The sequence below is a fragment of the Streptomyces sp. NPDC102462 genome (assembly GCF_044765425.1).
GTDB lineage: Bacteria > Actinomycetota > Actinomycetes > Streptomycetales > Streptomycetaceae > Streptomyces.
On the sequence record NZ_JBIWKB010000010.1, the window covers coordinates 77,650 to 99,961 of the forward strand.

Below are 22,312 nucleotides of genomic sequence, written 5' to 3' on the forward strand. Positions count from 1 at the left end.
GCCGGCGCCGCCGGCCGGCGCCACGGCCCGCCCGGTCTGCGGGGAGATCATCCCCGAACACAGGCCGCGGGCGGCCAGTGCCTGCGCGATGCGCGGGATCGCCGCGAGGGTGTTGGCCGGCCATTCGTGCATGAGGACGACCTGGCCGTTGCCGAGCCGGTTGACCGCCTGCACGATGGCGTCCGTGCTCGCGCCGTTCCAGTCCTGCGAGTCGACGTCCCAGATGACCTCGGTCAGGCCGTACTTGGCCTCGACCGACCTGAGCGTCGCGTTGGTCTCGCCGTACGGCGGACGGAACAGCCTCGGTGTGCCGCCGCCCGCACCGGCGATCGCCTGCTGGGTGCGGGAGAGCTCCGAGTCGATCTGCGCCTGGCTCTGCTGGATCAGGTGCGGATGGGTGTAGCTGTGGTTGCCGACCCACATGCCCGCGTCGACCTCGGCCCTCACCTGCGCCGGGTAGGAGGCCGCGAACCGGCCCTCGTTGAACATCGTGGCCCGCAGCCCGTTGTGTGTGAGCGCGTCGAGCAGGGCGGGCGTGCGGTCCGCGGACGGGCCGTCGTCGAAGGTGAGCCCGACGTAGCCGGTGCAGGCGGCGGCGTGCGACGGGGCGGGGCCGGCGGCGACCAGCGCGGTCGCGGCCAGCGCGGCGACGACGAGCCCCGTGAGCGGGCCGCGTGCCGGCGGACGTGGTGTGATGCGCATGCTGACCTCTCTGCGGTGGTCTCGGACGGTCGTGGGTCAGCTCGCGCTGCAGGTGACGGTCGGCCAGGTCCAGGTGCCGTTGGACTGGACGGTGACGCCCCAGTTGTTGCCGTTGCCGTTGGGCCTGGCGGTCAGGACCTGGGAGCTCGGGTAGGTGGCGTCGACGTTCCAGGTGGCGATGATCTTTTCGGGGGAGGGGACGTTCATGGTGACGGTCCAGTTGCTGGAGCCGGTGACGGAGACGTTGAGGTTGTAGCGGTCGCTCCACTGCTGCCCGGCGGAGAGCGTCGCGGTGCAGCCGCCACCGCCGCCGCCTCCACCGCCGCCGCCCGAACTGGACTCGCTCACCGTGATGTTGGAGCTGCCGCTGCTCTGGTAGCCCTCGGTCGCGAGGATCATGTAGTTGAAGGCGCCCATGGGCATTCCGGCCCGGGCCCAGGCGTCGAAGTGGTTGCCGGCGGTGATGGTGCCCCCGGTCCGCTTCGACTGCCGGACGCTCCAGTACTGGTTGAACGTCCGGATCCCCTCGATCGAGGGCGCGTTGACGCGGGTGGTCTGGTAGATGTCGTATGTGCCGCCGTCGCTGGTGACGGTGCCCTTGTACGTGCCCGTGGGCCGGTAGGTGCCCCAGTTGTCGACGACGTAGTACTCCACGAGCGGATTGGTCGTCCAGCCGTAGAGCGCCAGATAGGCGTTGCCGGACGGGTTGAAGCTGCCCGAGTAGGTCACGTTCTTGCGTCCGCCGGTGCTCCAGCCCTTGCCGGCGACGAAGTTGCCGCTGTTGCTCCAGGAGGTGCCGTAACCGCCGCCGGAGCCCAGGTTCATGGAGACCGATCCGCCGCCGTCGGTCCAGAACGAGTAGAAGTAGCCGTTGTTCGTGCCGGTCTGGTTCGTGGTGATGACCGTGTCCGCGCTCGCGGTCGCGGGCAGCAGCAGCACCGCCACGGCGGCCAGAGCGATGGCGCGGGCACGTGTGACGAGACGCGCGAGCCGGCCGCGGGGGCGGCTCTTCCGTGCGACTGGCGGGTTCATGTGCGTACGTCCTCCTCGGTGAAGGGCGGGTGCGGGACCGTGAACCCGGAGTTTTGGTCTGCACACATCAACTGTCAACGGTTTCGGTGGGAATTACGAAAACTTCGAGGCGAGATCAAGTGGTGACGGGATTGAAATGCCGAGGTGACGCACTGTTTCCGGTCGGTAACGTCGAAACTATTCGGCGAGCAAGGGTGAGGGAGATCAATTCAATGATCCCTCAATGCCGAAACTTTCGATGAATCTCCGAATCATGCGAAGCCTTGGCGGCTTGCGTCCGGGCCGCATCGACGATCAAGCGCACGGCGTCCGCCGGGAGGTCCAGGTTCTTGGCCAGCCAGGCGGCGTCGGCACCGTGCAGGGCCAGGATCCACGCCGCCCGGGTGCGGGCGGGCGGTGTTTCACCGGGGGTGGGGGAGCAGCCGGGCCGGCCCGGTGAGGTGGTCCAGGGCCGGGGCGCGGCGGATGGCGATCAGGGCGGCGTCGTCGCCGAGCCGGCCGCCGGTGTGGGCGAGCAGATCGCGCTGGATGTGGTGGAGCAGCGACTGCGGGGAGTGCCCGGCCCACTGGGCGACGCGTTCCGCGAGGGGGTAGAAGGCGCCGCCGCGGTCCCGGGCCTCTACCACCCCGTCGGTGTACAGCAGCAGCGTGTCCCCCGCGGCGAACGGCAGCACGGCCACCGAGATGTCATCGGGTCCGGTCAGACCGACCCCCAGCGGAGGCGAGGGGACCAGGTCGGGGGCGGTCACCGGCCGGTCGGCGGACAGCAGCAGCGGCGCCAGATGACCGCAGCTGGTCAGCCGGGCGACGGGATCGCGGTCGGGGATCTCCAGCAGGAGGACGGTGGCGAAACGCTCCCCCGCCTCGTCCGCGGGTTCGAAATCGGCCAGATACCGGGTCACGCTCTGTTCCAGCGAGACGGCCAGCTCGGGCAGGGCCGCGTTGTGGTGCGCGGCCTCACGGAACGCGCCGAGCAGGAGGGCGGCCTCCCCGACGGCCGACAGCCCCTTGCCCCGTACGTCACCGATGACCACCCGGGTGCCCTCCGCGTTGCGGGCGGCGGCGTACAGGTCGCCGCCGATCTCCGCCTCCTCCTCGGCGGCCATGTAGACACAGGCGAGCTGCAGGGTGCCGAGCCGCTGGGGCAGCGGCCACAGCAGCACCCGCTGGGCCGCCTCCGCCACGGACCGCACCTGGGCCAGTTCGCGGGTGCGTCGCTCACGCACCGCGCAGAACACCACGATCAGCAGCGAGAGCACGATCAGGGCGACGATCTGCACCATGATGTTCCGCGACCACAGCACACCGGAACGCCAGCCGATGAACGCCTGGGCCGCCGCCGCGGTGGCCCCGATGACCCCCGTCAGCACCGGGCCCTCGAACCACGCGGTGACCGCGGGCGCGATGACCAGCAGGGGGCCGAGCACGATGTCCGCCGGTGACACGGTGTCGGCCACGGTGATCATGACGATGAGTCCCACCGGGACCAACAGCAGCAGACGGCTCGGCCGCCACGGTTGCCAGGGCCGCGCGAACAGCTGCTGCGAGGAGAACATGTCTCCCACAGTGCACCGCGTCGGACGGGGGCGCGAGCACGGACGCGAACCGGCCCGGTCAGGACGTCATCACCAGCCAGGTGCCGCCCAGCGAGGCGACGTACAGCGCGGCCCCGAGCGGCAGGAACCACCACGGCGAGCCGCCACCGCGGTGCACGACGAGGCCGGGCACCACCGAGGCGGCCACCGCGAGGGCGAGGCCGAGCCAGGGCAGTCCCAGCATCGTCAGGATCCCGGCCGTCGTGCACCGGAACGCCGGGTTCTGCGAGGAGCAGTCGTCCGTGGCGAAGATCGAGACGAAGAAGGCGATCGCGTCGATCAGGGCGCCGCAGCCGGCCAGCAGCCCCACCACGGTGAGGTAGGCGGCCGGCCAGCGCCCACGAGCGGGAGCCACGGCGTACGCGTACTGGTGGTGGTCGTAGTGGTGGCCGCCGGCGCTCATTCTTCCCCCGAAGTCCCGCGGGCCGCACGTCCGTGGCCGCCCGTCGGGACCGACCGTAGGAGCCGTCGCGGCCCGTGTCCTGAGCACGCGTACTCAGTCCGCCCGGGGACGGCCGGACGGCCGGACGGGTGGTCGGGCAGGGGAGCAGGCGGGCGGTCAGGTGAGCGGCAGCGCCGAGGCGAAGGAACCCGCGTGGTGGACCAGCGGCGTGGCCTCGTCGATGACGGTGCCGTCGTCGACCTGGCCGACCACGAAGAGGTGGTCGCCGAGGGTCTGGCGCGAGGTGACCTGTGCGGTGAGCCAGGCGCTCACCCCGTCGAGCAGGGGCACTCCGGCGGTGCCGCGGCGCCAGGGGACATCCGCGAACCGGTCGATGCCGCTGGTGGCGAACCGGTCGGCGAGGGCGGTGTCCCCGGTGCCGAGCAGGTGCACCGCGAACCGGTCCGCGCTCCGCACGGCCGGCGTTGCCGACGCCGTGAGCCCGACGCAGAAGGAGACCAGGGCCGGCCGCAGGGACACCGAGGTGAAGGAGGTCGCGGTGAAGCCGGCCGGGCCGGGGACGGTGATCACTGTGACGCCCGCGGCATGGCGCCGCAGGGTGCTGCGCAGGATCTCGGCGGACCCGGGACCGGCGGCACGGGGATGGAGGCGGGGGCTGGCGGAGGCGGTCACGCGGCTTCCCTTCGGGCAGTACGGCGGCCGGCCCGGGGAGCGGGCCGGTGCGGGACAGGACGGAGTGGTCGTCGACGTCACGGGTCACCGACGGCGCGGCGGCGGGCCGTCGGTGCGGGGGGACACGGGTGTGCGGTCCGGTCTACGCGCGGCGGTCGTGCCGGTCGGCGCGGTGGGCAGCGGTGTCCGGGGACGGTCGTGCATCGGGTGGCGGTCCGGGGCCGCGGCGCCCGCGTCGGGCGGGTGCCGGGGACGACCGGCCGGACACGAGAGGAGGCTCCCGCCGGGACGCCGAGGTCGCTCAGCGACAGAGGGCGCTGGAGGTGCGGCGGTGGTCGACGTGACGACAGGCGACGCCGGGGTGCAGCGGATGCATGGTCGACATCCTCACGTCGCCGTCACGCCCCTGTCAATGGACACCTCATGGTGTCTCATTCGGCGAGACCGCCCCAGCCGCCCGTTCCCCCGGCCCGGCCGGCGCCTCCGGGTGCGGCTCGCACAGCGCCGGATGGCAGGCCGCCTCCTCCGGATGGAGCCACAACACCCCGTGCGCGGTGGCGAGTTCCACCGCGCCGGCCGGCGGGGTGCGCCCGCCCGTGAGCAGTTCGAGCTCGGGCAGCGTGAGGGTGCGCCACCGCTCCAGCGCCGCCTCGGCCCGCACCGGTCCCGCCGTACGCAGTGCGGTGCCCGCCGCCGTCTCGGCGGCCTCCAGATAGGTCCGCGCCGGACGCCAGCCCGGCACGCAGACCCGTCCCGCGGGGCCGTCGAAGAGCAGCGTGGGCAGCGCGTAGCGCACGCCGTCGGCCAGTTCCTTCGCCCGGCCCGGATGCGGTCCCGGGGCGTCGAGCAGCCGCACCTCGCGGCACGGCCTGCGGGTTTCCGCGTGGTCGGCCGCGACGGCCGCCCGTGCCCCGGCCGAGGCCGAGTCGGCGCGCAGCACATCGGGGTCGAGCCCGGGAATCCCGCGCACCGCCCAGGCCACGCCCGCCGCCGTGTCGGCCGGCGTCCCCGCGACGAACGTGCTCTCCCGCAGCCGGCGCAGCACCCGTTCGGCCGGCTGCGCGCCCTGCCGCTGCGCGGCCTTGGCGGCGAGGGAGGCCGGCCAGCTGGTCCGGGTCAGCCAGTGCAGCCGCGCCGGGCGCGGGGCGCCGGTGTGCGCGGTGACGTCCCGCACGAAACCCTCGTACCAGCGGGCCTCGGCCGCGGGATCGGGCGGCGGGTCGTCGGTGTCGTCGAAGAGGATGCCGAACACCCGCCGCCACCGCAGCTGGTCCCTGAAGGCCGTGCGCAGCAGCCGTACGACGGGCTCGGAGCCCCAGGCCCACGGGCAGGCGGGATCGGTGAACTCGGTGACCGCGACCAGGGGTTGGCTGTCCGGCGGCGCCTCCGTCATACGCCGACCGCCCGCCGCGGGGCCCCGGCCCCGGCCCCGTCCTGCGCGCCCGCCGCGCCCCGCAGGGCGAGTTCGGCGATCGTGGTGCGCCGCAGCAGCGCGAGGGCGACGGCCTCCACGTCCTGCCACACGCCGGGCACCGCCCGGCCCGTACCGGGATACACCAGGTCGGCCGGGGCCTCGTCGCGCACCGTGAAGAACGTCCCGTCCACGGCCGTCATCACCTCGGCCACCGTGATCAGGCCGGCGTCCCGCCCGATCCAGTAACCGCCCTCGCAGCCGCGCTGGCTGCGCACGAGTCCGGCGGTCCGCAGATCGCGGAAGACGGACTTGAGGAACCGGAACGGGATCTCCTGGGCCGCGGCTATCCCCTCACAGGTCAGGGGACGCGTGCTGTCCGCGGCCAGCTCCACCAGGGCCCGCACCGCGTAGTCGGCCTTCGCCGAGATATGCATCTGCACCGTCTTCCGTCTCGTCGGTCGCCCGCCGCGGGGCCGGACCGCGTCCCGGCCGCCGAACGGGCGAGCCGGCATTGGACACATCTTGACATCCATTTGGCGGGCTCTCTACCGTCACCGCAGGATCGTGCGCGTACGCGCCGAGCGCCGGACGGCATCCGCGTCGCCGCGGTCGTCCCCGCAGCCCACCCGTCGAGGCCGCCCGAGCCGCCTGATCCGCCGCGTCCCGGCCGCGCGTCCCGCCCGGCCCGCCCCCGCACCGTCGACGAGCAGGAACCGCCATGACCTCGCACGAGACACCCCCCGCCGCCGCGCCCCGCCCGGAAGGCGGGCGCGACGCGTTCCACCCCGACCTCACCCGGTCGGCCGGCCCCGTCGAGCCGCTGCGGGCGCGGCTGCACCACATCCGCGCCGACGCGCTCGACGACGGCACCGCGCAGACCGAGGGCATGCGCCGCTTCGCCGCCATCAGCGGCGCCACCGTCGGCTCGGAGCGCATCTGGATGGGCCAGACCCATGTCTCGCCCCGCACCACCTCCTCCAACCACCACCACGGCGCCTCGGAGACCGCCATCCATGTCGTCGCGGGCAACCCGGAGTTCGTCTTCCTCGACGACTCCTCCGGGGCGCCCGAGGAGATCCGGATCCGTACGGCACCCGGCGACTACGTCTTCGTACCGCCGTTCGTGCCGCACCGCGAGGAGAACCCCAGCCCCGACAGCGAGGCGGTCGTGGTCATCGCCCGCAGCACCCAGGAGGCGATCGTCGTCAACCTGCCCGAGCTGTACGTGCTGGACACGGAGCAGCAGCCGGAGTGAGGCGGTAAGGATGCCGCGAGGTGTCCTATGTCCGACCGCGCTCCGCCCGCGGGTGCTGCCCGCGGCGCAGGCCCCCGTCCGTCCGGACCCACCGGCCCCCTGATCCACGGTCAGGGGGCCTTTCCGTGCCGCCCCCGCGATCCGTTCCACCGAATGAGACATCAATTGGTGTCCATTGACAGTGGCTTGCGGCTGCCCCCAGGATGAACAGCATGCTCACGACGCACCCCGGTGTGGTGTGCCGCTATGTGGACCTGCGGCGCACCTGTAGCGCCCTCTGTCGCTGACCGCCGTCCACTTCCGCCCACGGACGCCGACCGCCGGCCGCCGCCCACGCCCGCGCCCTACGAGGCGGGCGCGTCCGTCCTCCCCCTGTCTGTCGCCCACCGCCGCACGGCACACGCCGGGCCACCGGTAGCCGCCCTGCGGTGAACTCGCCCTGCCCGCCGCCCCGGTGGCGTCCGACGTGTGCCGCCAAACCTCCCCGGCCCCGCCCGGGTGCGTGCCGACGCCCGCACCCGCCCGGCGGGCCGTCCCGCGCGCCCGGACCGCCCGCCCCGGCCCGGGACCGTCACAGAGAGAATGAGATGCCCGCACGAGTCACCTTCCGCCGCGCCCGCCGCGGCGCCGGACCGCGGCCCGGCCGGCTGCGGCCCGCCGCCCTCGCCACCGCCTTCCTCGCCCTGCTCGCCCCGGCCCTGAGCGGCTGCGGCGGAAGCGCCGCCTCCGCGTCCGGCGACGCCACGCTGAAGTGGGCCTCCTCCTACTTTCCCGCCCACTGGGACCCGGTGGTCTCGGGCAGCGGCGCCCAGTTCCGTGAACTCGCCCTCGTATACGCCTCGTTGACCCGCACCGACGCGAGCGGCAAGGCCGTCCCGGACCTCGCCGAGAGCTGGAAGTACAACGCCAGGGGCGACCAGATCACCTTCCGCCTGCGCCCCGGCCTGAAGTTCAGCGACGGCACACCGCTGGACGCGAGCGCGGTCAAGGCAGCCGTCGAGCGGGCCAAGAAGCAGCAGAACTCGGCGCTCTTCGGCGACCTGACCTCCATCAAGTCCGTCGACGCCAAGGGGCTCGACGCCGTCGTCCACCTCACCCAGGTCGACTACCAGATCCCCCAACTGCTCGGCGAGCGCGTGCTGCAGATCGCCAGCCCCAAGGCCGCGGGGAACCCGTCGAAGCTGGACCAGAACCCGGTCGGCGCCGGACCGTTCGTCGTCGAACAACTGGTGCCGGGCACCAAGGTGCTGCTGAAGAAGAACCCGGACTACTGGGACGCGAAGAACATCCACATCGACAACGTCGAACTGACCTCGGCCCCCGACGCCGCCACCGTGGTCTCCGGCCTGCAGACCGGCGTCTACAACTTCGCCGACATCGACCCCAGCCAGGCCAGGTCGGCGAAACAGGCCGGCCTGGACGTCTTCATCCAGCCGGGGTTCAACGCCTCCAACATCAGCCTCAACGTCAACAAGGCGCCGTTCGACGACGACAAGGTCGTGGACGCCGTGCGGCACGCCGTCAACCGCAAGGAATTCGTCGACAAACTGACCTTCGGCTACGGCGAGGCCACCGACCAGCCGTTCCCGAAGGGATACGTGGCCTACGACCCGCGGTCCGCGGACGCCTACCCCTACGACCCGGCAAAGGCGAAGCGGCTCCTCGCCGAAGCCGGCTACCGAAGCGGCGAACTCCGGCTCGACCTCGTCATACCCTCCGAGGACCCCGCGGCCGAGATCGTCCAGTCACAGCTCGCCGCGGTCGGGATCAAGGTCACCATCAAGATCGACAAGAACTGGGCCACACCGTTCTTCGCCAAGGACCTGACGTTCTCCCTGTACAGCACCACGGGCCGGGACTCCGCCGTGCAGACGCTCACCGCCCACTTCGGCCCCGACGGCCCGCTGAACCTCAGCTCGCCGTACGAGCCCGCCGGTTTCGAGGCGGCCGTCGCCAAGGTGCGCCGCACCCCGCTGGACGCGCCCGACTACCCGAACGTCCTGCAAGCGGCGACCCGCGCCGGTCTGCAGAGCAGGGCGCTGGTGTTCACCTACTCCTCGCCGAACCTCTTCGCCAAGAGCAAGTCGGTCTCCGCCCTGCCCAAGAACCCGGCACACCTCGACTGGACCGGCGTGACCATCGGCGGCAGCTGACCCGGCCCTCCACCACCGACAACCCGCCCACGACAGACAGCAACAGAAAGGGGGCGATCCCCATGACGACCACCGCGGCACCGGCGACACCGGCCCGCCGCCGGGGAGCCGCCGCGATCCGGGCACGGCACGGGCTCGGCCGCGTCCTGGCGACCGTCGCCCGGTCGGTCGGGATCTTCGTGCCCGTGTTCCTGGTCGCGACGTTCGTGACGTTCGCGCTCCGGTCGCTGAGCGGGCTCAGCCCGGCACGGATCCAGCTCGGCGAGAACGCCACCCCCGAGGCGATCCAGCGGGTCGAGGCCCAATGGGGGCTGGACCGGCCGTTCCTGACGCAGTACTGGGACTGGTTCACCGGAGTGCTGCACGGACAACTCGGCGCCAGCTGGGTCAACGGGGCCGACATCTCCACGCTCATCGGCCTCGGCCTCGGCGTGAGCCTGTCGATCGCGACGTTCGCCCTGATCCTCGGCGTGCTCATCGGCTTCTCCCTCGGCACGGTCGCGGCGCTGCGCCGCACCACGTGGATCGACCGGGCGATCACCGGATTCGTCACCGTGATCTCGGTGATGCCGGCGTTCGTCGTCGGCATCGTCCTGGTGGCCGTCCTCGCGGTGGGGCTGCACCTGTTCCCGTCCGCCGGATACGTCCCGGCGCGGCAGGGGATCGGCCCCTGGCTCGCCCACATCACCCTGCCCGCGCTCGCCCTCAGCCTCGACGTCGTCGCCGACGTCGCACGCCAACTGCGTACGAGTCTCATCGCCGCCTACCGCGAGAACTACGTGACCGGAGCAGTCGTCCGCGGGCTGAGCCCCCGGCGGATCTTTTTCGGGCACGTCCTGCGCAACGGCCTCGGGCCCGTGCTCGCCACCCTCGGCCTGAAGTTCCCCGCGCTCGTCGGGGCGTCCGTCGTGACGGAGTGGATCTTCGGCCTGCAGGGCTTCGGCCGGTTCGCCAACGACTCCGCGCAGGCCGGGGACGTGCCCGCCGTACAAGGGGTGCTCGTGGTGTCGATCGTCCTGGTCGTCTCCTTCAACCTGGTCGTCAACCTGGTGCTGGCCCGGGTGACGCCGGCCGCCCGGCGGGGGGTGTGACCATGGTGCGCCGCGTCCTCGCCCTGACCTCCGCCCGGATCGCCGTCGGCATCCTCGCCGTGATCGCGCTGCTCGCGCTCCTCGGTCCGCTGCTCGCCCCTCAGAACCCCCTGGCCACCAGCGACAACACGCTCGCCGCCGCGTCGGGCGCGCACTGGCTCGGCACCGACTACCTCGGCCGCGACGTGCTCAGCCGGCTGCTCGACGGCTCCCGCGTCAGCGTGCTGGGATCCCTTGAGGTCGCCGTGATGGCCCTCGTCGTCGGCGCGGTCCCCGGCATCCTGTCGGTCTACCTCGGCCGGGTCTTCGAGTGGGTCACCCTGCGCCTCGCCGACACGCTGGTCGCCCTGCCGTTCCTGCTCTTCGCGGTCGCCGTGATCGCGCTGCTCGGCAACGGCATCACCCAGGCCATGCTCGTCACCGGCGCGCTGGTCTCCCCGCTCTTCTACCGGGTCGCCCGTGCCGCCACGCTCTCCGTCGCCCGCTCGCAGTACGTGGAGGCGGCGCTCATCTCCGGCGCGTCCATCGGCTGGGTGGTGCGCCGGCATGTGTGGGTCAAGGTGCTCCCGCCCCTCGCGGTGGCGTTCGCCCAGACGATCGGCGTCGGCTTCGTCATCGTCTCCAGCCTGACCTTCCTCGGCATCGGGGTGCAGCCGCCCGAGCCGACCTGGGGCGGGCTGCTCGCCTCGGACCTGGGCTATCTCAGCCACCAGCCGTGGGCGCCTGTGGTGCCCGCGCTGTTGATCATGGCGACCGTCTGGGCCGCCAACCTGCTCGCCGACGCGATCCGCGACGTCTCCGGCGAGGCGGGGCGCGCACTCGTCAACTCCCGCAAGGCCCGCGCCAACCGCCGCGCCGCGACCGACTCCGTCGCCACCGGAGGCACACGATGACGACCCTCCCGAACAACACGGACGCCCTCCAGGACAGCCCGCAACCCACCGCCACCGGACCGGCTACCGCCGGCGCTGGGCCGCATGGCCCTGCCGCCGAGCGGGCGGGCGCCGGCGGCGGGTCGGGTGGTGCCGCCGGACCGGCCGACGCCGCTGCCGGACCGGCTTCCTCCGCCAGCCGGTCGCATGGTGCTGCCGTCGAGTCGGTGAGCATCGGTGGCGGGGCGGACGGTGCTGCCGGTGGGTCGGTGGGTGCCGGTGGTGGGCCGGTCAGCGCCGCTGCCGGACCGGCGGTAGCCGAGGGGGCGCATGGCGCTGCCGCCGAGTGGGTGGGCGCCGGTGGCGGTCCGGGCGGTGCCGCAGGTACGTCGGTGGATGGCGCTGGGGTGTTGGCCGGCGCCGCCGGTACGTCGGTGGGCGCCGCTGCCGGACCGGACGACGCCGCTGCCGGACCGGACGACGCCGTTGCCGTTGCGGTTGGTGCCGCTGGTGCGTTGGCCGGTGCTGTTGCCGGCGGCGGGGCCTCCGGCCCCCGTGGTGGCGGTGGGGTGCCGGTGCTTGGTGTGCGGGGGGTGCGGATCAGTGATCGGGCCGGGGGGCGGGAGATCGTTCATGGGGTGAGCTTCGAGCTGACCCCCGGCAAGGTGGTCGGCATCGTCGGCGAGTCCGGCAGTGGCAAGACCCTCACCTGCCGCGCAGCGCTCGGCATCCTGCCGCCGCACTTCGAGGTGTCCGGCGGTTCGATCGAGATCGCCGGCACCGACATCGCGACCCTGACCCCCGCTCAGTGGACCGCCCTGCGTGGCGCCACGATCAGCGCGGTCTTCCAGGACCCGGCGTCCTACCTCAACCCGTCGATCCGGGTGGGCCCCCAGATCGCCGAGGTCGTCCGGGTCAAGAAGGGACTGAAGCGGCGGGCGGCCCGGCACCGGGCCGTGGAACTGCTGGCCGCGGTACGGCTGCACGACCCGGAACTGGTCTACACCCAGTACCCCCACGAACTGTCCGGCGGCATGCTCCAGCGCGTGCTGATCGCCGCGGCCGTCGCCGCCGACCCACGCATCCTCATCGCCGACGAGGCCACGACCGCCCTCGACGTGACCGTGCAGGCGGAGATCCTGGACCTGCTCGCCGACCTGCGCGACCAGGCCGGCCTCGCCCTGGTGGTCGTCTCGCACGACCTGGCCGTCGTCGCCCAGCTGTGCGACGAGGTCGTCGTCCTGCGCGAAGGCGAGGTGGTCGAGCACGGTCCGACCCGGCAGGTCCTGCACGACCCCCGGCACGAATACACCCGGCTGCTCATCGCCGAACACGAGCAGTACGGCCTGGAGAAGTTCCTGACACCCCCGGAGGCGACGTGACCGGCGACCAGCGGCGAACGACCGACCCCGTCCTGGAGGTCACCGGCCTCGACGTCCGCTACGGCCCGCGCCGGCGGTCACGGCCCGCGCTGAAGGGCGTCTCGCTCGCCGTCGCCGCCGGTGAGACCGTCGGCGTCATCGGCGAGACCGGCTCAGGCAAGACCACCCTCGCCCGTGCCGTGCTCGGCCTGGTGCCCGCCGCGGCCGGTTCGATCCGCATCGCCGGCGAGGACGTCCGCGGATACGGCCGCCGCCAGTGGCGCGGACTGCGCCGCCGCGGTCTCGTGCAGTACGTCTTCCAGGACCCGCTGCGCAGCCTCGACCCCGACCTCACCGTCGCCCAGTCCCTGACGGAGCCGCTGCTCGTCCAGGGCGTCCCGGCCGCCGCGGCGACCGAACGGGCGCGCGCCTTCCTGGACCGCGTCCGGCTCCCCGCGGACCTGCTCGACCGGCTGCCCGGCGAACTGTCCGGCGGGCAGCGGCAGCGCGTCGCGGTGGCCCGCGCCCTGGTCACCGAGCCACGACTGGTCATCCTCGATGAGCCGGTCAGCGCCCTCGACTCCGCCAACCGCGTACAAGTCCTGGAAATCCTCAAGGAGTTGCGGGCCGCCGGGGTCGCCCTCGTCCTCATCTCCCACGACCTCGGCTCCGTCGTCGGGACCTCCGACCGCATCGCCGTGCTGTACCGGGGTGAACTGGTCGAGTCCGGCGCCGCCCGGGACGTCGTCAACCACCCCCGGCACCCGTACACGCGCCTGCTCGTCGGCTCCGCCCCCACACTCCGCGCGGCCCCCACCGACCGGGCCGGCCGTGCCGCGCTGCGCGCGCTGCTGAACGCCTGATCACACCTCGGAGAGGAACAGCCATGTCCCGCACGATCCACCTCGCGCTGCACCCCTACGGCGTCGGCGGCCCCGGACAGCACGGCCTGTGGAAGGACCCGCGCGTCGCGAAGAACGCCAGCATCGACATCAACTACTACATCCGCCAGGCACAGGCCGCCGAACACGCCCTGTTCGACGCGCTGTTCATCGTCGACAGCCAGTTCATCAACGCCACCTACCCGGCCCACTACCTCAACCGGCTCGAACCGCTCACCCTGTTGTCGGCCGTCGCCACCCACACCCGGCACATCGGGCTGGTCGGCACGGCGAGTTCGACGTACAACTCGCCGTTCAACCTGGCCCGCCGCTTCGCCTCCCTGGACCACATCAGCGGCGGCCGGGCCGGCTGGAACGTCGTCACGAGCTTCGACACCGGCGCGTCCCGCAACTTCGGGCTGGACGAGCACCCCGACTACGCCACCCGCTACGGCCGGGCCCTGGAGTTCGTCGAGGTCGCCCGCGGGCTGTGGGACTCCTACGAGGACGACGCCTTCCCCGCCGACGTCGCACGGAACGTCTTCCTCGACCCGGCCAAGCTGCACGAACTCAACCACGAGGGCGAGCACTTCAAGGTCGCCGGGCCGCTCAACATCTCCCGTTCCCCGCAGGGCCAGCCGGTGATCTTCCAGGCCGGGGTCTCCGAGGAGGGCCGTGACCTCGCCGCGCGGGTCGCCGAGGGCATCTACGCGCCCGGCGGTTCGCTGGAGCAGGCCCAGGAGTACTACGCGGACATCAAGCGCCGCACCGCCTCCCACGGCCGGGACCCCGAGCACATCAAGATCTTCATCCACGGCGGCCCGGTCGTCGCCCCGACCGACGAGGAGGCCCGGCGACGCGAGCGGGAGATCTTCGAGGAGGACAACGACTTCGACCGCAACCTCGCGCTCCTCGGCCGCTCCTTCGGCGCCTACGACTTCAGCGCACATGACCTGGACGCGCCGTTCCCGGACGTGGCGCACCTCGCCGAGAAGGGCGGCCGGACCGGCGCCGCGAAGCTCATCGAGCGGGCCCGGTCGGAGAAGCTGACGTTGCGTCAGGTGGCCGAGTCGGTGAGCGAGTTCCGCCGGTCGCCGTTCGTCGGGGCGCCCGAGACCGTCGCCGACACCATCGAGCGCTGGTTCGCCGCCGGCACCTTCGACGGCATCAACCTCGCCTTCCGCACCGACGACGACCTCGCCCTCTTCGTGGACGGAGTGGTCCCGCTGCTGCAGAAGCGCGGGCTGTTCCGCACCGAGTACACCGCCGACACGCTGCGCGGCAACCTCGGTCTGCCGGTCCCCGCCAACCGCCACAGCCGCCTCGCCCAGCCATGAGAGCCACACCACCGACCGAGCCGCGGCACCCTCGCGTAGCCGCCGACGACTTCACAGACCAGCCCCGACACCGCAAGCCCGACACCACCGGGCGCGGCTCGATCCCGGTGGCCGGCCGCGCGGCATGCGGGTTCGGCGCGTCCGCCGACGAGATACGGCGCCCGTGGGCGGACCTGTACCCGGCCGTCCGGCGGTCGCCGTGCCCGGGCCCGGCCGTGCCGCGTGCGGTGTTTCCAGGCGCGGTCGGCGCCGCCGGGGCCTCCGGGTGCTGCCTGAACTCGCGGGCTGGCCGCGCGGTGAACGGCTTCGGCGTGTCCGCTGACGAGGTGCGGCGCCCGTGGGCGGACGCGTACCCGGCCGTCCGGTGGTCGCCGTGCCCGGGCCCGGCCGTGCCGTGCGGTGTTTCCAGGCGGGCACCGCGAGGTTGGCACCGCCGGCGCCTCCGACACCGACGCGTCCCCGGCCGTCCGGTGGTCGCCGTGCCCGGCCCGGCCCGGCCGCCGTTCGGTGGTTCCGGCCGGGGCCCGGCGCACGGCGTTGCGGCTGCCCGGCCGCGACGTGTGCCGCACGGTCCGGTGCGGCGCCTGTCCCGGAGGCGCCGCTGTTCGCACGGCGGCCGGGAGGAGGCCGCTGCCGCGGGAGCGGGCCCGCGCCGTCGCCCGACCAGTCACCCCCCGCCGTCCCCAACCACCACGCCGCGATCCGCGTCCCGGAACGCCGCGTGCCCGACATGGCGTCGCCCCGGCGGCCCGCGACCGAGCCCGAGCACCCAGGAGAGTGAGCGCCAGATGACCGAGAACACCGAGCAGCCGGGCGACAGCGCCGGCCACGCCGACCACCACGCCCCCGACGGCGTCCGCACCCGCGGCACCGTCGTCGTGGTGCCCGGCAGGGGCGAGAGCCCGGCGACCTACGCCCGGCTGGGCAGGCGGCTCGCCGCCGACGCCTACCGCGTCCGCGTCGTCGGCGCGCCCGACATCGACCCGGACGATCTGTCCGGGTCGCTGGCCCGCTTCGGCGCCCGGCTCGCCGACGCCGTCGCGGCCACCGCGTCCGGCGACGGCGTGGTCCAGCCCGTCGTCCTGGTCGCCGCCGACACCGGCGCCGCCGCGGTCGCCGCGCTGCTCGGCCGGACGGACCTCGCCGCGGCGCGGCTGCCGCGGGCCGTAGTCCTCGCCGGGCTGCCGGGCCGTACCGCCGCGTCGGGCGGCGACTGGGAGGACGAGCTGGACGTACGGACCTCCTGCCCCGTGCACCGGGACACCCTCACCCACGACCCCCTGGTGCGGCGCGGCCGGCTCGCCGACCCGGTGCCGCAGGCGCTGCTCACGGCGGCGTACGGCGCCGGCATCGCCCTCCCGGCCCTGCTCCTGATCGGCGGCGCCGACCCGCTGGCGGACCGCGACGCCGTCGCCCACCTCGCCAAGTCCCTTCCCCGCGCCCGCCTCGCCGTGGTCCGCGGGGCCCACCACGACGTCCTGAACGATGTGCAGCACCGCTCGGTGGCGGCCGAGACCGTCACCTTCCTGGAAACCCTGCGCAACGACCTGGTGCCGGTGGTCGCGGTCGAGTCGAGCGCGTGGTGACCGGGCCCCGCGCCCGCACCGCACGCCCGCCCTCATCCGGCTCCGGGCGCCCGTTACCGGCGCGTACGCTCACCCGTCCCGGGTGAGGCCGTCCCGCCTTCGCCCCGTGCACGCTGGCCACGAAGCGGTACACGACGAAGCGGTACCCGGTGGGCGGCTGCCCGGGACGGAGGACGGCAATGACCGCGCAGACGTACCTCGCGTACGACTATCCGCTGCTGAGCGCGTTCTGGACGATGCTCTGGTTCTTCCTGTGGATCATGTGGTTCGTCCTGCTGTTCCGGGTCGTCCTGGACCTCTTCCGCGACGACGCCCTGAACGGCTGGGCCAAGACGGGCTGGCTGATCTTCGTCATCGTGCTGCCCTTCCTCGGCGTCTTCGTCTACCTCATCGTCCGCGGCAAGGACATGGGGCGCCGCGAGCTGGCGCAGGCGCATGCGCAGCAGGAGGCGTTCGACAGCTACGTCCGCCGTACCGCCGCGGGCGCGCCGCAGCCCAGCAGCGCCGACGAACTCACCAAGCTCTCCGAGCTGCGCACCCGCGGCGACATCTCGGACGACGAGTTCCGCCGCGCCAAGGAACTCGTGCTGACAGGACACGGCGCAGGCACGGGAGCCGGCACCGGGGGCGGAGCGGGCGCCGCCCCGGGACCTGCCGGACACTGACCGGCACGCCACGGCGGGGGCCGGCGGGATGCATGCGGCACGCAGGGGGCGGATCGGCCCCGGGGTGGGGCCGTTCGGCCCCTGCGGGGGCGACGCACCGGGTGCCAGGCTGGCCACAGGCCCGGGAGATCCGCGGTGCGGGCACCCGTCCGTCGGGTGCCCCTTGCCTCCTCGGCACCTCGCCCCGCCCGTGCAGCGAGACGGCGCGGAGCGGCGGTGATCGCGGGCGGGGCGGGCCCGCGCGCGGGAACGCGAGGACGGCGGTGTCCGTCGTCGCGTAACCCCGGACGGCCGCGCGGGCCCGGCTCCCGCCCCGGCACGCGGACGGAGCCCGACCCCGTGGACCGGCACCGCCGCCCCGTCCGCGGCGCGCGGGGCGGGCGGCACCGGGCGAGCGAGCGGAGGTGCGTGTCATGGCCGTCACCCTCGCCCTGGCGGGCGACGCCATGCTGGGCCGTGACGTCGCCCAGGCCCTCGCCCACAAGACGCCCCGCCCCCTGTTCACCCCGGCCGTGCACCACGCCGTACGGGACGCCGACCTGTTCCTGCTCAACCTCGAATGCTGCGTCTCCGACCGCGGGCGCCCGGCGGACCTGCCCGGAAAGACCTTCTTCTTCCGGGCCCCGCCGAGGGCCGCCGACGTACTGGCCGCACTGGGCGTCGACGTAGCCGTCCTGGCCAACAACCACGCCCTCGACTACGGCCCCGACGCACTCCTGGACACCCGGACCCGGCTGGCCCGGGCGGGCATCCGCAGCGTCGGCGCCGGCCCGACCCGCACCGCGGCCCGCGCACCGCTGCGCCTGGACGTCGGCGGACTGCGCATCGGCATCGTCGCCGTCACCGACCATCCCCCCGAGTTCGCCGCGGACACCGACCGCCCCGGCGTGGCCTACGCCGACCTGTGGCGCAAGGACGTACCCGCCTGGCTCACCGAAACGATCGGCGCCCTGGCCGAGGAGACGGACCTGGTGCTGGTCAGCGCGCACTGGGGGCCGAACATGACCGCACGCCCGGTCCCGCACGTCCTGCGGGCCGCGCCCGTGCTCACCGGGGCCGGGGCCGGCCTGGTCGCCGGGCACTCGGCCCACGTCTTCCACGGTTTCACCCGGCACGTCCTGTTCGATCTGGGCGACTTCATCGACGACTACGCCGTCCACCCCGCGCTCCGCAACGACCTCGGCCTGCTCTGGCTGGTCACCCTCGACGGGCACGGCCCGCTGCGCACCGAGGCGGTACCCCTCGCCCTGGACCACTGCCACACCCGGCTCGCCGACCGGGCGGAGTACGCCTGGATCGCCGATCGGCTCGGGCGCGCCTGCGCCGAACTGGGCACCGACGTCGTCGACGAGGGCGAGCGGCTGGCCGTCACCTGGTCGCGGCCGGCGGCCCGGGCCGGCTGACCCCGCGCGCCGTGCCACCCGGAAGCTGCGCTCCCGGCGGCTCTTCCGTGGCGGTGCGGCCGGGACCGGCGCAGCGTGGAGGAAGTGGAGGAAGGGCGACGCGCGGGCAGCGGGCCGCGGGAGAGGTGGGACGGATGGACACTCAGGCCGCGCAGCCCCGGATCGTGGTGGGCGTCGACGGTTCGCCGTCCTCGCACGCGGCGGTGCGCTGGGCCGTACGCTACGCCGGACTCGTCGGCGGCCGTGTGGACGCGGTGGCCGCATGGGAGATGCCCGGGATCGAGACCTGGTCGGCTCCACCCGTCGACAGCGACTTCGACGAGGACAACGCCCGGCGACGGCTCGCCGAGCAGTTGCGCGAGGCCCTGGGCGCCGAGCCGGCGGGCTCGGTCAGGGCACTGCTGGTGCGCGGCCACCCGGTGGACGTGCTGCTGCGGGCGGCGGAGGGCGCTCAGGCGCTGGTCGTCGGCAGCCACGGGCGGCGCGGCTTCGCCCGCGCCCTGCTGGGCTCCGTCAGCCAGCACATCGCCCAGCACGCGCGCTGTCCCGTCGTGATCGTGCGCCCCGACCGGCCGTGACTCGCGTTTTGGACCGCAAAGGGACCTTGGGGCCCCGGGCATGGGCTGTTCGGCCTCAGCGGGCCGACGGGCGGCGCGGTGCACTGGAAGTGCCAGCAGCCGCAACCACGGCCGAGGAGGTACGGCGATGACGTCACTGACACGCAGGCAGAGGTTTTCCTTCCCGGAGATCCCCGACTGGTTCGAGACCTTCCCCGCGCGGTTCGCGATGCCGACCATGGGCGACCTGTACACGGTCCGCGTCGAGGACTACATGGAGCAGGGCCGCTACGTCCTGCGGGCGGAACTGCCCGGACTGTCCCCGGAGGACATCGACGTGGTCATCGGCGACGGCATGCTGACCGTCAAGGCCGAACGCAGCGAACGGGACGTGGAGAAGAACCGCAGCGAGATCCGCTACGGCACCATGAGCCGCAGCGTCACCCTGCCGCCCGGCGCCGACGAGGACGACGTCAGGGCCGACTACACCGACGGGATCCTCACCGTCAGCGTGGGGATGGGCAGCGAGAAGGCCGAGGCCCGGCACGTCGAGATCCACCACGGCGCCTGACCCGCCGCCCCGCGGGCCCCCGCGGTCCCGCGGGGACGCCTCGGGTTTGGGGCCGTCACCTGGCCGGGCGTCCGCCGGGCTCCGGCTGGTCCAGATGGGAGGCGAGCACCGCGGCCTGCACCCGCCGCTGCACACCCAGCTTGGCCAGCAGCCGCGAGATGTGGTTCTTGACGGTCTTCTCCGACAGATAGAGCCTCCTGCCGATCTCCCGGTTGGTCAGACCGTCGCCGATCAGGGCGAGGATGTCCCGCTCGCGCGGCGAAAGACTCGCCAGTTCGGACGGCACGGCGGGAGTCTCCGCGGGATCGGCGCGCAGGGAACGCATCAGCCGGGCCGTCGTCGCCGGGTCCAGCATCGACTGGCCCGAGGCGACGGTCCGCACCGCCGAGACCAGGTCGGAGCCCCTGATCTGCTTGAGGACATAGCCCGAGGCACCGGCCATGATGGCGTCGAGCAGCGCGTCCTCGTCGTCGAACGACGTCAGCATCAGACAGGCCAGGTCCGGCATGCGGTCGCGCAGTTCGCGGCAGACCGTGATGCCGTCGCCGTCCGGGAGACGCACGTCGAGCACGGCGACGTCCGGGCGCAGCGCAGGACCGCGGACGAGCGCGTGCTCCGCCGAGTCCGCGTCGCCGACCACCGTGATGTCGGGCTCGGAGTCGAGCAGATCGGCCAGCCCGCGTCGTACGACCTCGTGGTCGTCCAGCAGGAACACGCGGATGGGGTCCTGCTCCGTGAAGGTGCGTGTCTCGGTCATGCGTCCCTCGTTCCCGGATGGAGGGCAGACGGCCGGCTGCCCACGACAAGGATCATCACCCGTCCGGCCCGTCGGCGATAGGGCCGACCGGCCCCCTCGCCCCGGCCGCCGCACGGGCCGGGCGGACCCGCCGCGGGACCAGCGGCCCCTGCCGCGCGGCGGGGCGCGACCACCAGGCTGGCACCGAACCGCATACAGCATCCCCCCATCCCCCCACCGCGGAGGTGGACGAACATGGCCCGCGTCATCGGCCGGCGCACCCCCGGCGCACCCGCCGGGACCGGCCTCTACTCGAGCGCAGGACGGTGAGCGCGATGGACCGGCCGATCGTCGCCGGCGTCGACGGCTCCGAGCACAGCCTGCGAGCGGTCGACCTGGCCGCCGACGAGGCCGCGCTGCGCCGGGTGCCGCTCAAAGTGGTGTACGGCTCCCTGTGGGAGCGGTACGAGGGCGCCGCGCTCGCCCACGACCTCGGCAGGCCGTCCGGTCAGGTCACCGGCGAACACGTCCTCGCGAGCGCTGTGCTGCGCGCCCGGCGCCGCCAGGACGGGCTGCGGGTGACCGCCGAATCGGTGCCGGAGGAAGCGGAGTACGCGCTGATCCGGGAGAGCCGCCTGGCCGCCGCGGTGGTCGTGGGCTCCCGCGGGCGCGGCGGCCTGGCCGAGGCCCTGCTCGGCTCGGTCGCGACGACGGTCGCCGGCCGCGCGCACGGCCCGGTGATCGTGGTGCGCGGCGGCCCCGGCGACCGAGCCGGCTCCGAAGCGCGCGGCCGGGTCGTGGTGGGCGTCGGCGAGAAGCCCGCCGACTCGGCGGCCGTGCGCTTCGCCCTGGACGAGGCACGGCTGCGCGGGGTGCCGCTGGACGTCGTACGGGCCTGGCGCACCCCCGCGTTCGCGAGCGCCGACAGCCCGCTGTTCGCCGACGAACCCGACCGGCTGTACGCCCAACTGGCCGCCGAGGCGCTTGACGAGGCACTGCGGCAGGCACCGGCCGACGTGCGGGTGCACCGGCACACCGTCGAGGGGCCGGCCCGCCGGGTGCTGGCCGAGTTCTCCGGCGGCGCCGACCTGCTGGTCGTCGGGGCCCGACAGCGCGACGGTCACTTCGGTCTCAGGCTCGGCCGGGTCGCCCACGGAGTGCTGCACCACGCCGCCTGCCCGGTCGCCGTCGTCCCGCAGCCGGGATGAGCGGCTCACAGGCTCGCCGCATGGTCCGGTACGTAGGTCTGCAGATCGCGCGGCGGGCGTTCGTAACCCGTCGACGGCGGCCGGCGCGGCAGCTCAAGGACCGGCGGTGGTACCTCGTGGTACGGCACCGTGTCCAGCAGATGGGCGATCATGTTCAGCCGCGCCCGGCGCTTGTCGTTGCTCTCGACGACGTACCACGGCGCCTCGGAGATGTCCGTGTGCACCAGCATCTCGTCCTTCGCCCGGGAGTACGCCTCCCAGCGGATGATCGACTCCAGGTCCATCGGCGACAGCTTCCAGCGCCGCACGGGATCCTCGAGCCGCCGCCTGAACCGCTCCTGCTGCACCGTGTCGCTCACCGAGAACCAGTACTTGCGCAGCAGGATCCCGTCCTCCACCAGCATCCGCTCGAAGACCGGGCATTGCCGCAGGAAAAGCCGGTACTCCTCCTGGGTGCAAAAACCCATCACCTGCTCGACACCGGCCCGGTTGTACCAGGACCGGTCGAACAGCACGATCTCCCCGGCGGCCGGCAGATGCGCCACGTACCGCTGGAAGTACCACTGGGTGCGTTCGCGCTCGGTCGGCCTGGGCAGCGCCGCGATCCGCGCCACCCGCGGGTTCAGGTGCTCCGTGACCCGCTTGACGGTGCTCCCCTTGCCCGCCGCGTCCCGCCCCTCGAAGATGACGACGAGGCGCGCGCCCCGCATGCGCACCCACTCCTGGAGCTTGACCAACTCCGTCTGCAGCCGCAGCAGTTCCTTCTCGTACGTCTTGCGCGGCAGCCTTTCCGCCTGCTTGCCGGCCATGCCGCCTCC

At 73.5% G+C, this 22,312-nt stretch carries 21 protein-coding genes and 1 pseudogene; 13 read left to right on the top strand and 9 right to left on the bottom strand.

The window, feature by feature from the left end; translation table 11 throughout:
- From ACIRFL_RS11670 to ACIRFL_RS11700, 7 genes and pseudogenes are all read right to left on the bottom strand, one after another.
- Positions 1–702 (bottom strand): annotated as a pseudogene (locus ACIRFL_RS11670) (polysaccharide deacetylase family protein); the annotation flags it as partial.
- Positions 703–738: 36 nt separating this feature from the next.
- Complete coding sequence (locus ACIRFL_RS11675) at positions 739–1,734, bottom strand: glycoside hydrolase family 11 protein (RefSeq protein ID WP_404026729.1); 996 nt, start codon at positions 1,732–1,734, stop codon at positions 739–741.
- A 401-nt stretch (positions 1,735–2,135) separates the two neighbouring features.
- Complete coding sequence (locus tag ACIRFL_RS11680; RefSeq protein ID WP_404026731.1) at positions 2,136–3,290, bottom strand: PP2C family protein-serine/threonine phosphatase; 1,155 nt, start codon at positions 3,288–3,290, stop codon at positions 2,136–2,138.
- Positions 3,291–3,348: 58 nt separating this feature from the next.
- On the bottom strand, positions 3,349–3,732 hold the full coding sequence (locus ACIRFL_RS11685) for a hypothetical protein (protein ID WP_404026734.1): 384 nt from the start codon (positions 3,730–3,732) through the stop codon (positions 3,349–3,351).
- Between the two features lie 156 nt (positions 3,733–3,888).
- Positions 3,889–4,404 (bottom strand): flavin reductase family protein, encoded by a 516-nt coding sequence (locus ACIRFL_RS11690; protein ID WP_404026736.1) that lies wholly within the window; start codon positions 4,402–4,404, stop codon positions 3,889–3,891.
- 421 nt (positions 4,405–4,825) lie between these two features.
- Positions 4,826–5,797 carry a DsbA family protein gene (locus ACIRFL_RS11695; RefSeq protein WP_404026738.1) on the bottom strand — a complete coding sequence of 324 codons (972 nt, stop codon included), beginning with the start codon at positions 5,795–5,797 and terminating at the stop codon, positions 4,826–4,828.
- Entirely contained in the window at positions 5,794–6,252 is a 459-nt protein-coding gene (locus ACIRFL_RS11700; RefSeq protein ID WP_404026741.1) for an RrF2 family transcriptional regulator, read from the bottom strand. Before ACIRFL_RS11700 ends, ACIRFL_RS11695 begins: the two co-directional genes overlap by 4 nt.
- A gap of 284 nt (positions 6,253–6,536) precedes the next feature.
- On the opposite strand from ACIRFL_RS11700, the gene ACIRFL_RS11705 reads away from it, so the two are divergent.
- The 12 genes from ACIRFL_RS11705 to ACIRFL_RS11760 all read left to right on the top strand — a co-directional run bounded on the left by ACIRFL_RS11705 (position 6,537) and on the right by ACIRFL_RS11760 (position 19,550).
- The gene (locus ACIRFL_RS11705; RefSeq protein ID WP_404026743.1) at positions 6,537–7,073 is read left to right on the top strand and encodes a cupin domain-containing protein; all 537 of its coding nucleotides are present in this window, start codon (positions 6,537–6,539) and stop codon (positions 7,071–7,073) included.
- A 587-nt stretch (positions 7,074–7,660) separates the two neighbouring features.
- The gene (locus ACIRFL_RS11710) at positions 7,661–9,226 is read left to right on the top strand and encodes an ABC transporter substrate-binding protein (protein WP_404026746.1); all 1,566 of its coding nucleotides are present in this window, start codon (positions 7,661–7,663) and stop codon (positions 9,224–9,226) included.
- Positions 9,227–9,288: 62 nt separating this feature from the next.
- The gene (locus ACIRFL_RS11715; protein ID WP_404026748.1) at positions 9,289–10,317 is read left to right on the top strand and encodes an ABC transporter permease; all 1,029 of its coding nucleotides are present in this window, start codon (positions 9,289–9,291) and stop codon (positions 10,315–10,317) included.
- Positions 10,318–10,319: 2 nt separating this feature from the next.
- Positions 10,320–11,210 carry an ABC transporter permease gene (locus tag ACIRFL_RS11720; protein WP_404026750.1) on the top strand — a complete coding sequence of 297 codons (891 nt, stop codon included), beginning with the start codon at positions 10,320–10,322 and terminating at the stop codon, positions 11,208–11,210.
- 494 nt (positions 11,211–11,704) lie between these two features.
- Positions 11,705–12,571 (top strand): ABC transporter ATP-binding protein, encoded by an 867-nt coding sequence (locus ACIRFL_RS11725; protein WP_404026753.1) that lies wholly within the window; start codon positions 11,705–11,707, stop codon positions 12,569–12,571.
- Positions 12,568–13,413 carry an ABC transporter ATP-binding protein gene (locus ACIRFL_RS11730; protein ID WP_404026755.1) on the top strand — a complete coding sequence of 282 codons (846 nt, stop codon included), beginning with the start codon at positions 12,568–12,570 and terminating at the stop codon, positions 13,411–13,413. The genes ACIRFL_RS11725 and ACIRFL_RS11730 overlap by 4 nt, the downstream gene beginning before the upstream one ends.
- A gap of 23 nt (positions 13,414–13,436) precedes the next feature.
- Positions 13,437–14,768: an LLM class flavin-dependent oxidoreductase gene (locus ACIRFL_RS11735; protein ID WP_404026758.1), complete on the top strand. Its 1,332-nt coding sequence runs from the start codon at positions 13,437–13,439 to the stop codon at positions 14,766–14,768.
- 788 nt (positions 14,769–15,556) lie between these two features.
- Positions 15,557–16,354, top strand: coding sequence for an alpha/beta hydrolase (locus ACIRFL_RS11740; RefSeq protein WP_404026761.1), 798 nt, complete (start codon positions 15,557–15,559; stop codon positions 16,352–16,354).
- A gap of 179 nt (positions 16,355–16,533) precedes the next feature.
- Positions 16,534–17,019, top strand: coding sequence for an SHOCT domain-containing protein (locus tag ACIRFL_RS11745; RefSeq protein WP_404026763.1), 486 nt, complete (start codon positions 16,534–16,536; stop codon positions 17,017–17,019).
- A 413-nt stretch (positions 17,020–17,432) separates the two neighbouring features.
- Positions 17,433–18,422 (top strand): CapA family protein, encoded by a 990-nt coding sequence (locus ACIRFL_RS11750; RefSeq protein WP_404026766.1) that lies wholly within the window; start codon positions 17,433–17,435, stop codon positions 18,420–18,422.
- 134 nt (positions 18,423–18,556) lie between these two features.
- On the top strand, positions 18,557–19,000 hold the full coding sequence (locus ACIRFL_RS11755) for a universal stress protein (protein WP_404026768.1): 444 nt from the start codon (positions 18,557–18,559) through the stop codon (positions 18,998–19,000).
- A gap of 127 nt (positions 19,001–19,127) precedes the next feature.
- Positions 19,128–19,550: an Hsp20/alpha crystallin family protein gene (locus tag ACIRFL_RS11760; protein WP_404026770.1), complete on the top strand. Its 423-nt coding sequence runs from the start codon at positions 19,128–19,130 to the stop codon at positions 19,548–19,550.
- A 55-nt stretch (positions 19,551–19,605) separates the two neighbouring features.
- Here ACIRFL_RS11760 and ACIRFL_RS11765 read toward each other — a convergent pair whose 3' ends face one another.
- The gene (locus ACIRFL_RS11765; RefSeq protein WP_404026773.1) at positions 19,606–20,307 is read right to left on the bottom strand and encodes a response regulator; all 702 of its coding nucleotides are present in this window, start codon (positions 20,305–20,307) and stop codon (positions 19,606–19,608) included.
- A gap of 314 nt (positions 20,308–20,621) precedes the next feature.
- Between ACIRFL_RS11765 and ACIRFL_RS11770 the strand changes: the two genes are divergently transcribed.
- Positions 20,622–21,494, top strand: coding sequence for a universal stress protein (locus ACIRFL_RS11770; RefSeq protein WP_404026775.1), 873 nt, complete (start codon positions 20,622–20,624; stop codon positions 21,492–21,494).
- 5 nt (positions 21,495–21,499) lie between these two features.
- On the opposite strand, the gene ppk2 is transcribed toward ACIRFL_RS11770, so the two are convergent.
- Positions 21,500–22,303, bottom strand: coding sequence for a polyphosphate kinase 2 (gene ppk2, locus ACIRFL_RS11775; RefSeq protein WP_404026776.1), 804 nt, complete (start codon positions 22,301–22,303; stop codon positions 21,500–21,502).
- Between the last annotated feature and the right edge of the window lie 9 nt (positions 22,304–22,312).

Bases quoted from the DNA above. Each gene is read 5' to 3' on its own strand.
- ACIRFL_RS11710 (WP_404026746.1), top strand. From the start codon at position 7,661: ATGCCCGCACGAGTCACCTTCCGCCGCGCCCGCCGCGGCGCCGGACCG.
- ACIRFL_RS11675 (WP_404026729.1), bottom strand. From the start codon at position 1,734: ATGAACCCGCCAGTCGCACGGAAGAGCCGCCCCCGCGGCCGGCTCGCG.
- ACIRFL_RS11705 (WP_404026743.1), top strand. From the start codon at position 6,537: ATGACCTCGCACGAGACACCCCCCGCCGCCGCGCCCCGCCCGGAAGGC.
- ACIRFL_RS11760 (WP_404026770.1), top strand. From the start codon at position 19,128: ATGACGTCACTGACACGCAGGCAGAGGTTTTCCTTCCCGGAGATCCCC.
- ppk2 (WP_404026776.1), bottom strand. From the start codon at position 22,303: ATGGCCGGCAAGCAGGCGGAAAGGCTGCCGCGCAAGACGTACGAGAAG.
- ACIRFL_RS11770 (WP_404026775.1), top strand. From the start codon at position 20,622: ATGGACCGGCCGATCGTCGCCGGCGTCGACGGCTCCGAGCACAGCCTG.
- ACIRFL_RS11735 (WP_404026758.1), top strand. From the start codon at position 13,437: ATGTCCCGCACGATCCACCTCGCGCTGCACCCCTACGGCGTCGGCGGC.
- ACIRFL_RS11680 (WP_404026731.1), bottom strand. From the start codon at position 3,290: ATGTTCTCCTCGCAGCAGCTGTTCGCGCGGCCCTGGCAACCGTGGCGG.
- ACIRFL_RS11745 (WP_404026763.1), top strand. From the start codon at position 16,534: ATGACCGCGCAGACGTACCTCGCGTACGACTATCCGCTGCTGAGCGCG.
- ACIRFL_RS11765 (WP_404026773.1), bottom strand. From the start codon at position 20,307: ATGACCGAGACACGCACCTTCACGGAGCAGGACCCCATCCGCGTGTTC.
- ACIRFL_RS11750 (WP_404026766.1), top strand. From the start codon at position 17,433: ATGGCCGTCACCCTCGCCCTGGCGGGCGACGCCATGCTGGGCCGTGAC.
- ACIRFL_RS11700 (WP_404026741.1), bottom strand. From the start codon at position 6,252: ATGCATATCTCGGCGAAGGCCGACTACGCGGTGCGGGCCCTGGTGGAG.
- ACIRFL_RS11755 (WP_404026768.1), top strand. From the start codon at position 18,557: ATGGACACTCAGGCCGCGCAGCCCCGGATCGTGGTGGGCGTCGACGGT.
- ACIRFL_RS11685 (WP_404026734.1), bottom strand. From the start codon at position 3,732: ATGAGCGCCGGCGGCCACCACTACGACCACCACCAGTACGCGTACGCC.
- ACIRFL_RS11740 (WP_404026761.1), top strand. From the start codon at position 15,557: ATGACCGAGAACACCGAGCAGCCGGGCGACAGCGCCGGCCACGCCGAC.
- ACIRFL_RS11715 (WP_404026748.1), top strand. From the start codon at position 9,289: ATGACGACCACCGCGGCACCGGCGACACCGGCCCGCCGCCGGGGAGCC.
- ACIRFL_RS11720 (WP_404026750.1), top strand. From the start codon at position 10,320: ATGGTGCGCCGCGTCCTCGCCCTGACCTCCGCCCGGATCGCCGTCGGC.
- ACIRFL_RS11695 (WP_404026738.1), bottom strand. From the start codon at position 5,797: ATGACGGAGGCGCCGCCGGACAGCCAACCCCTGGTCGCGGTCACCGAG.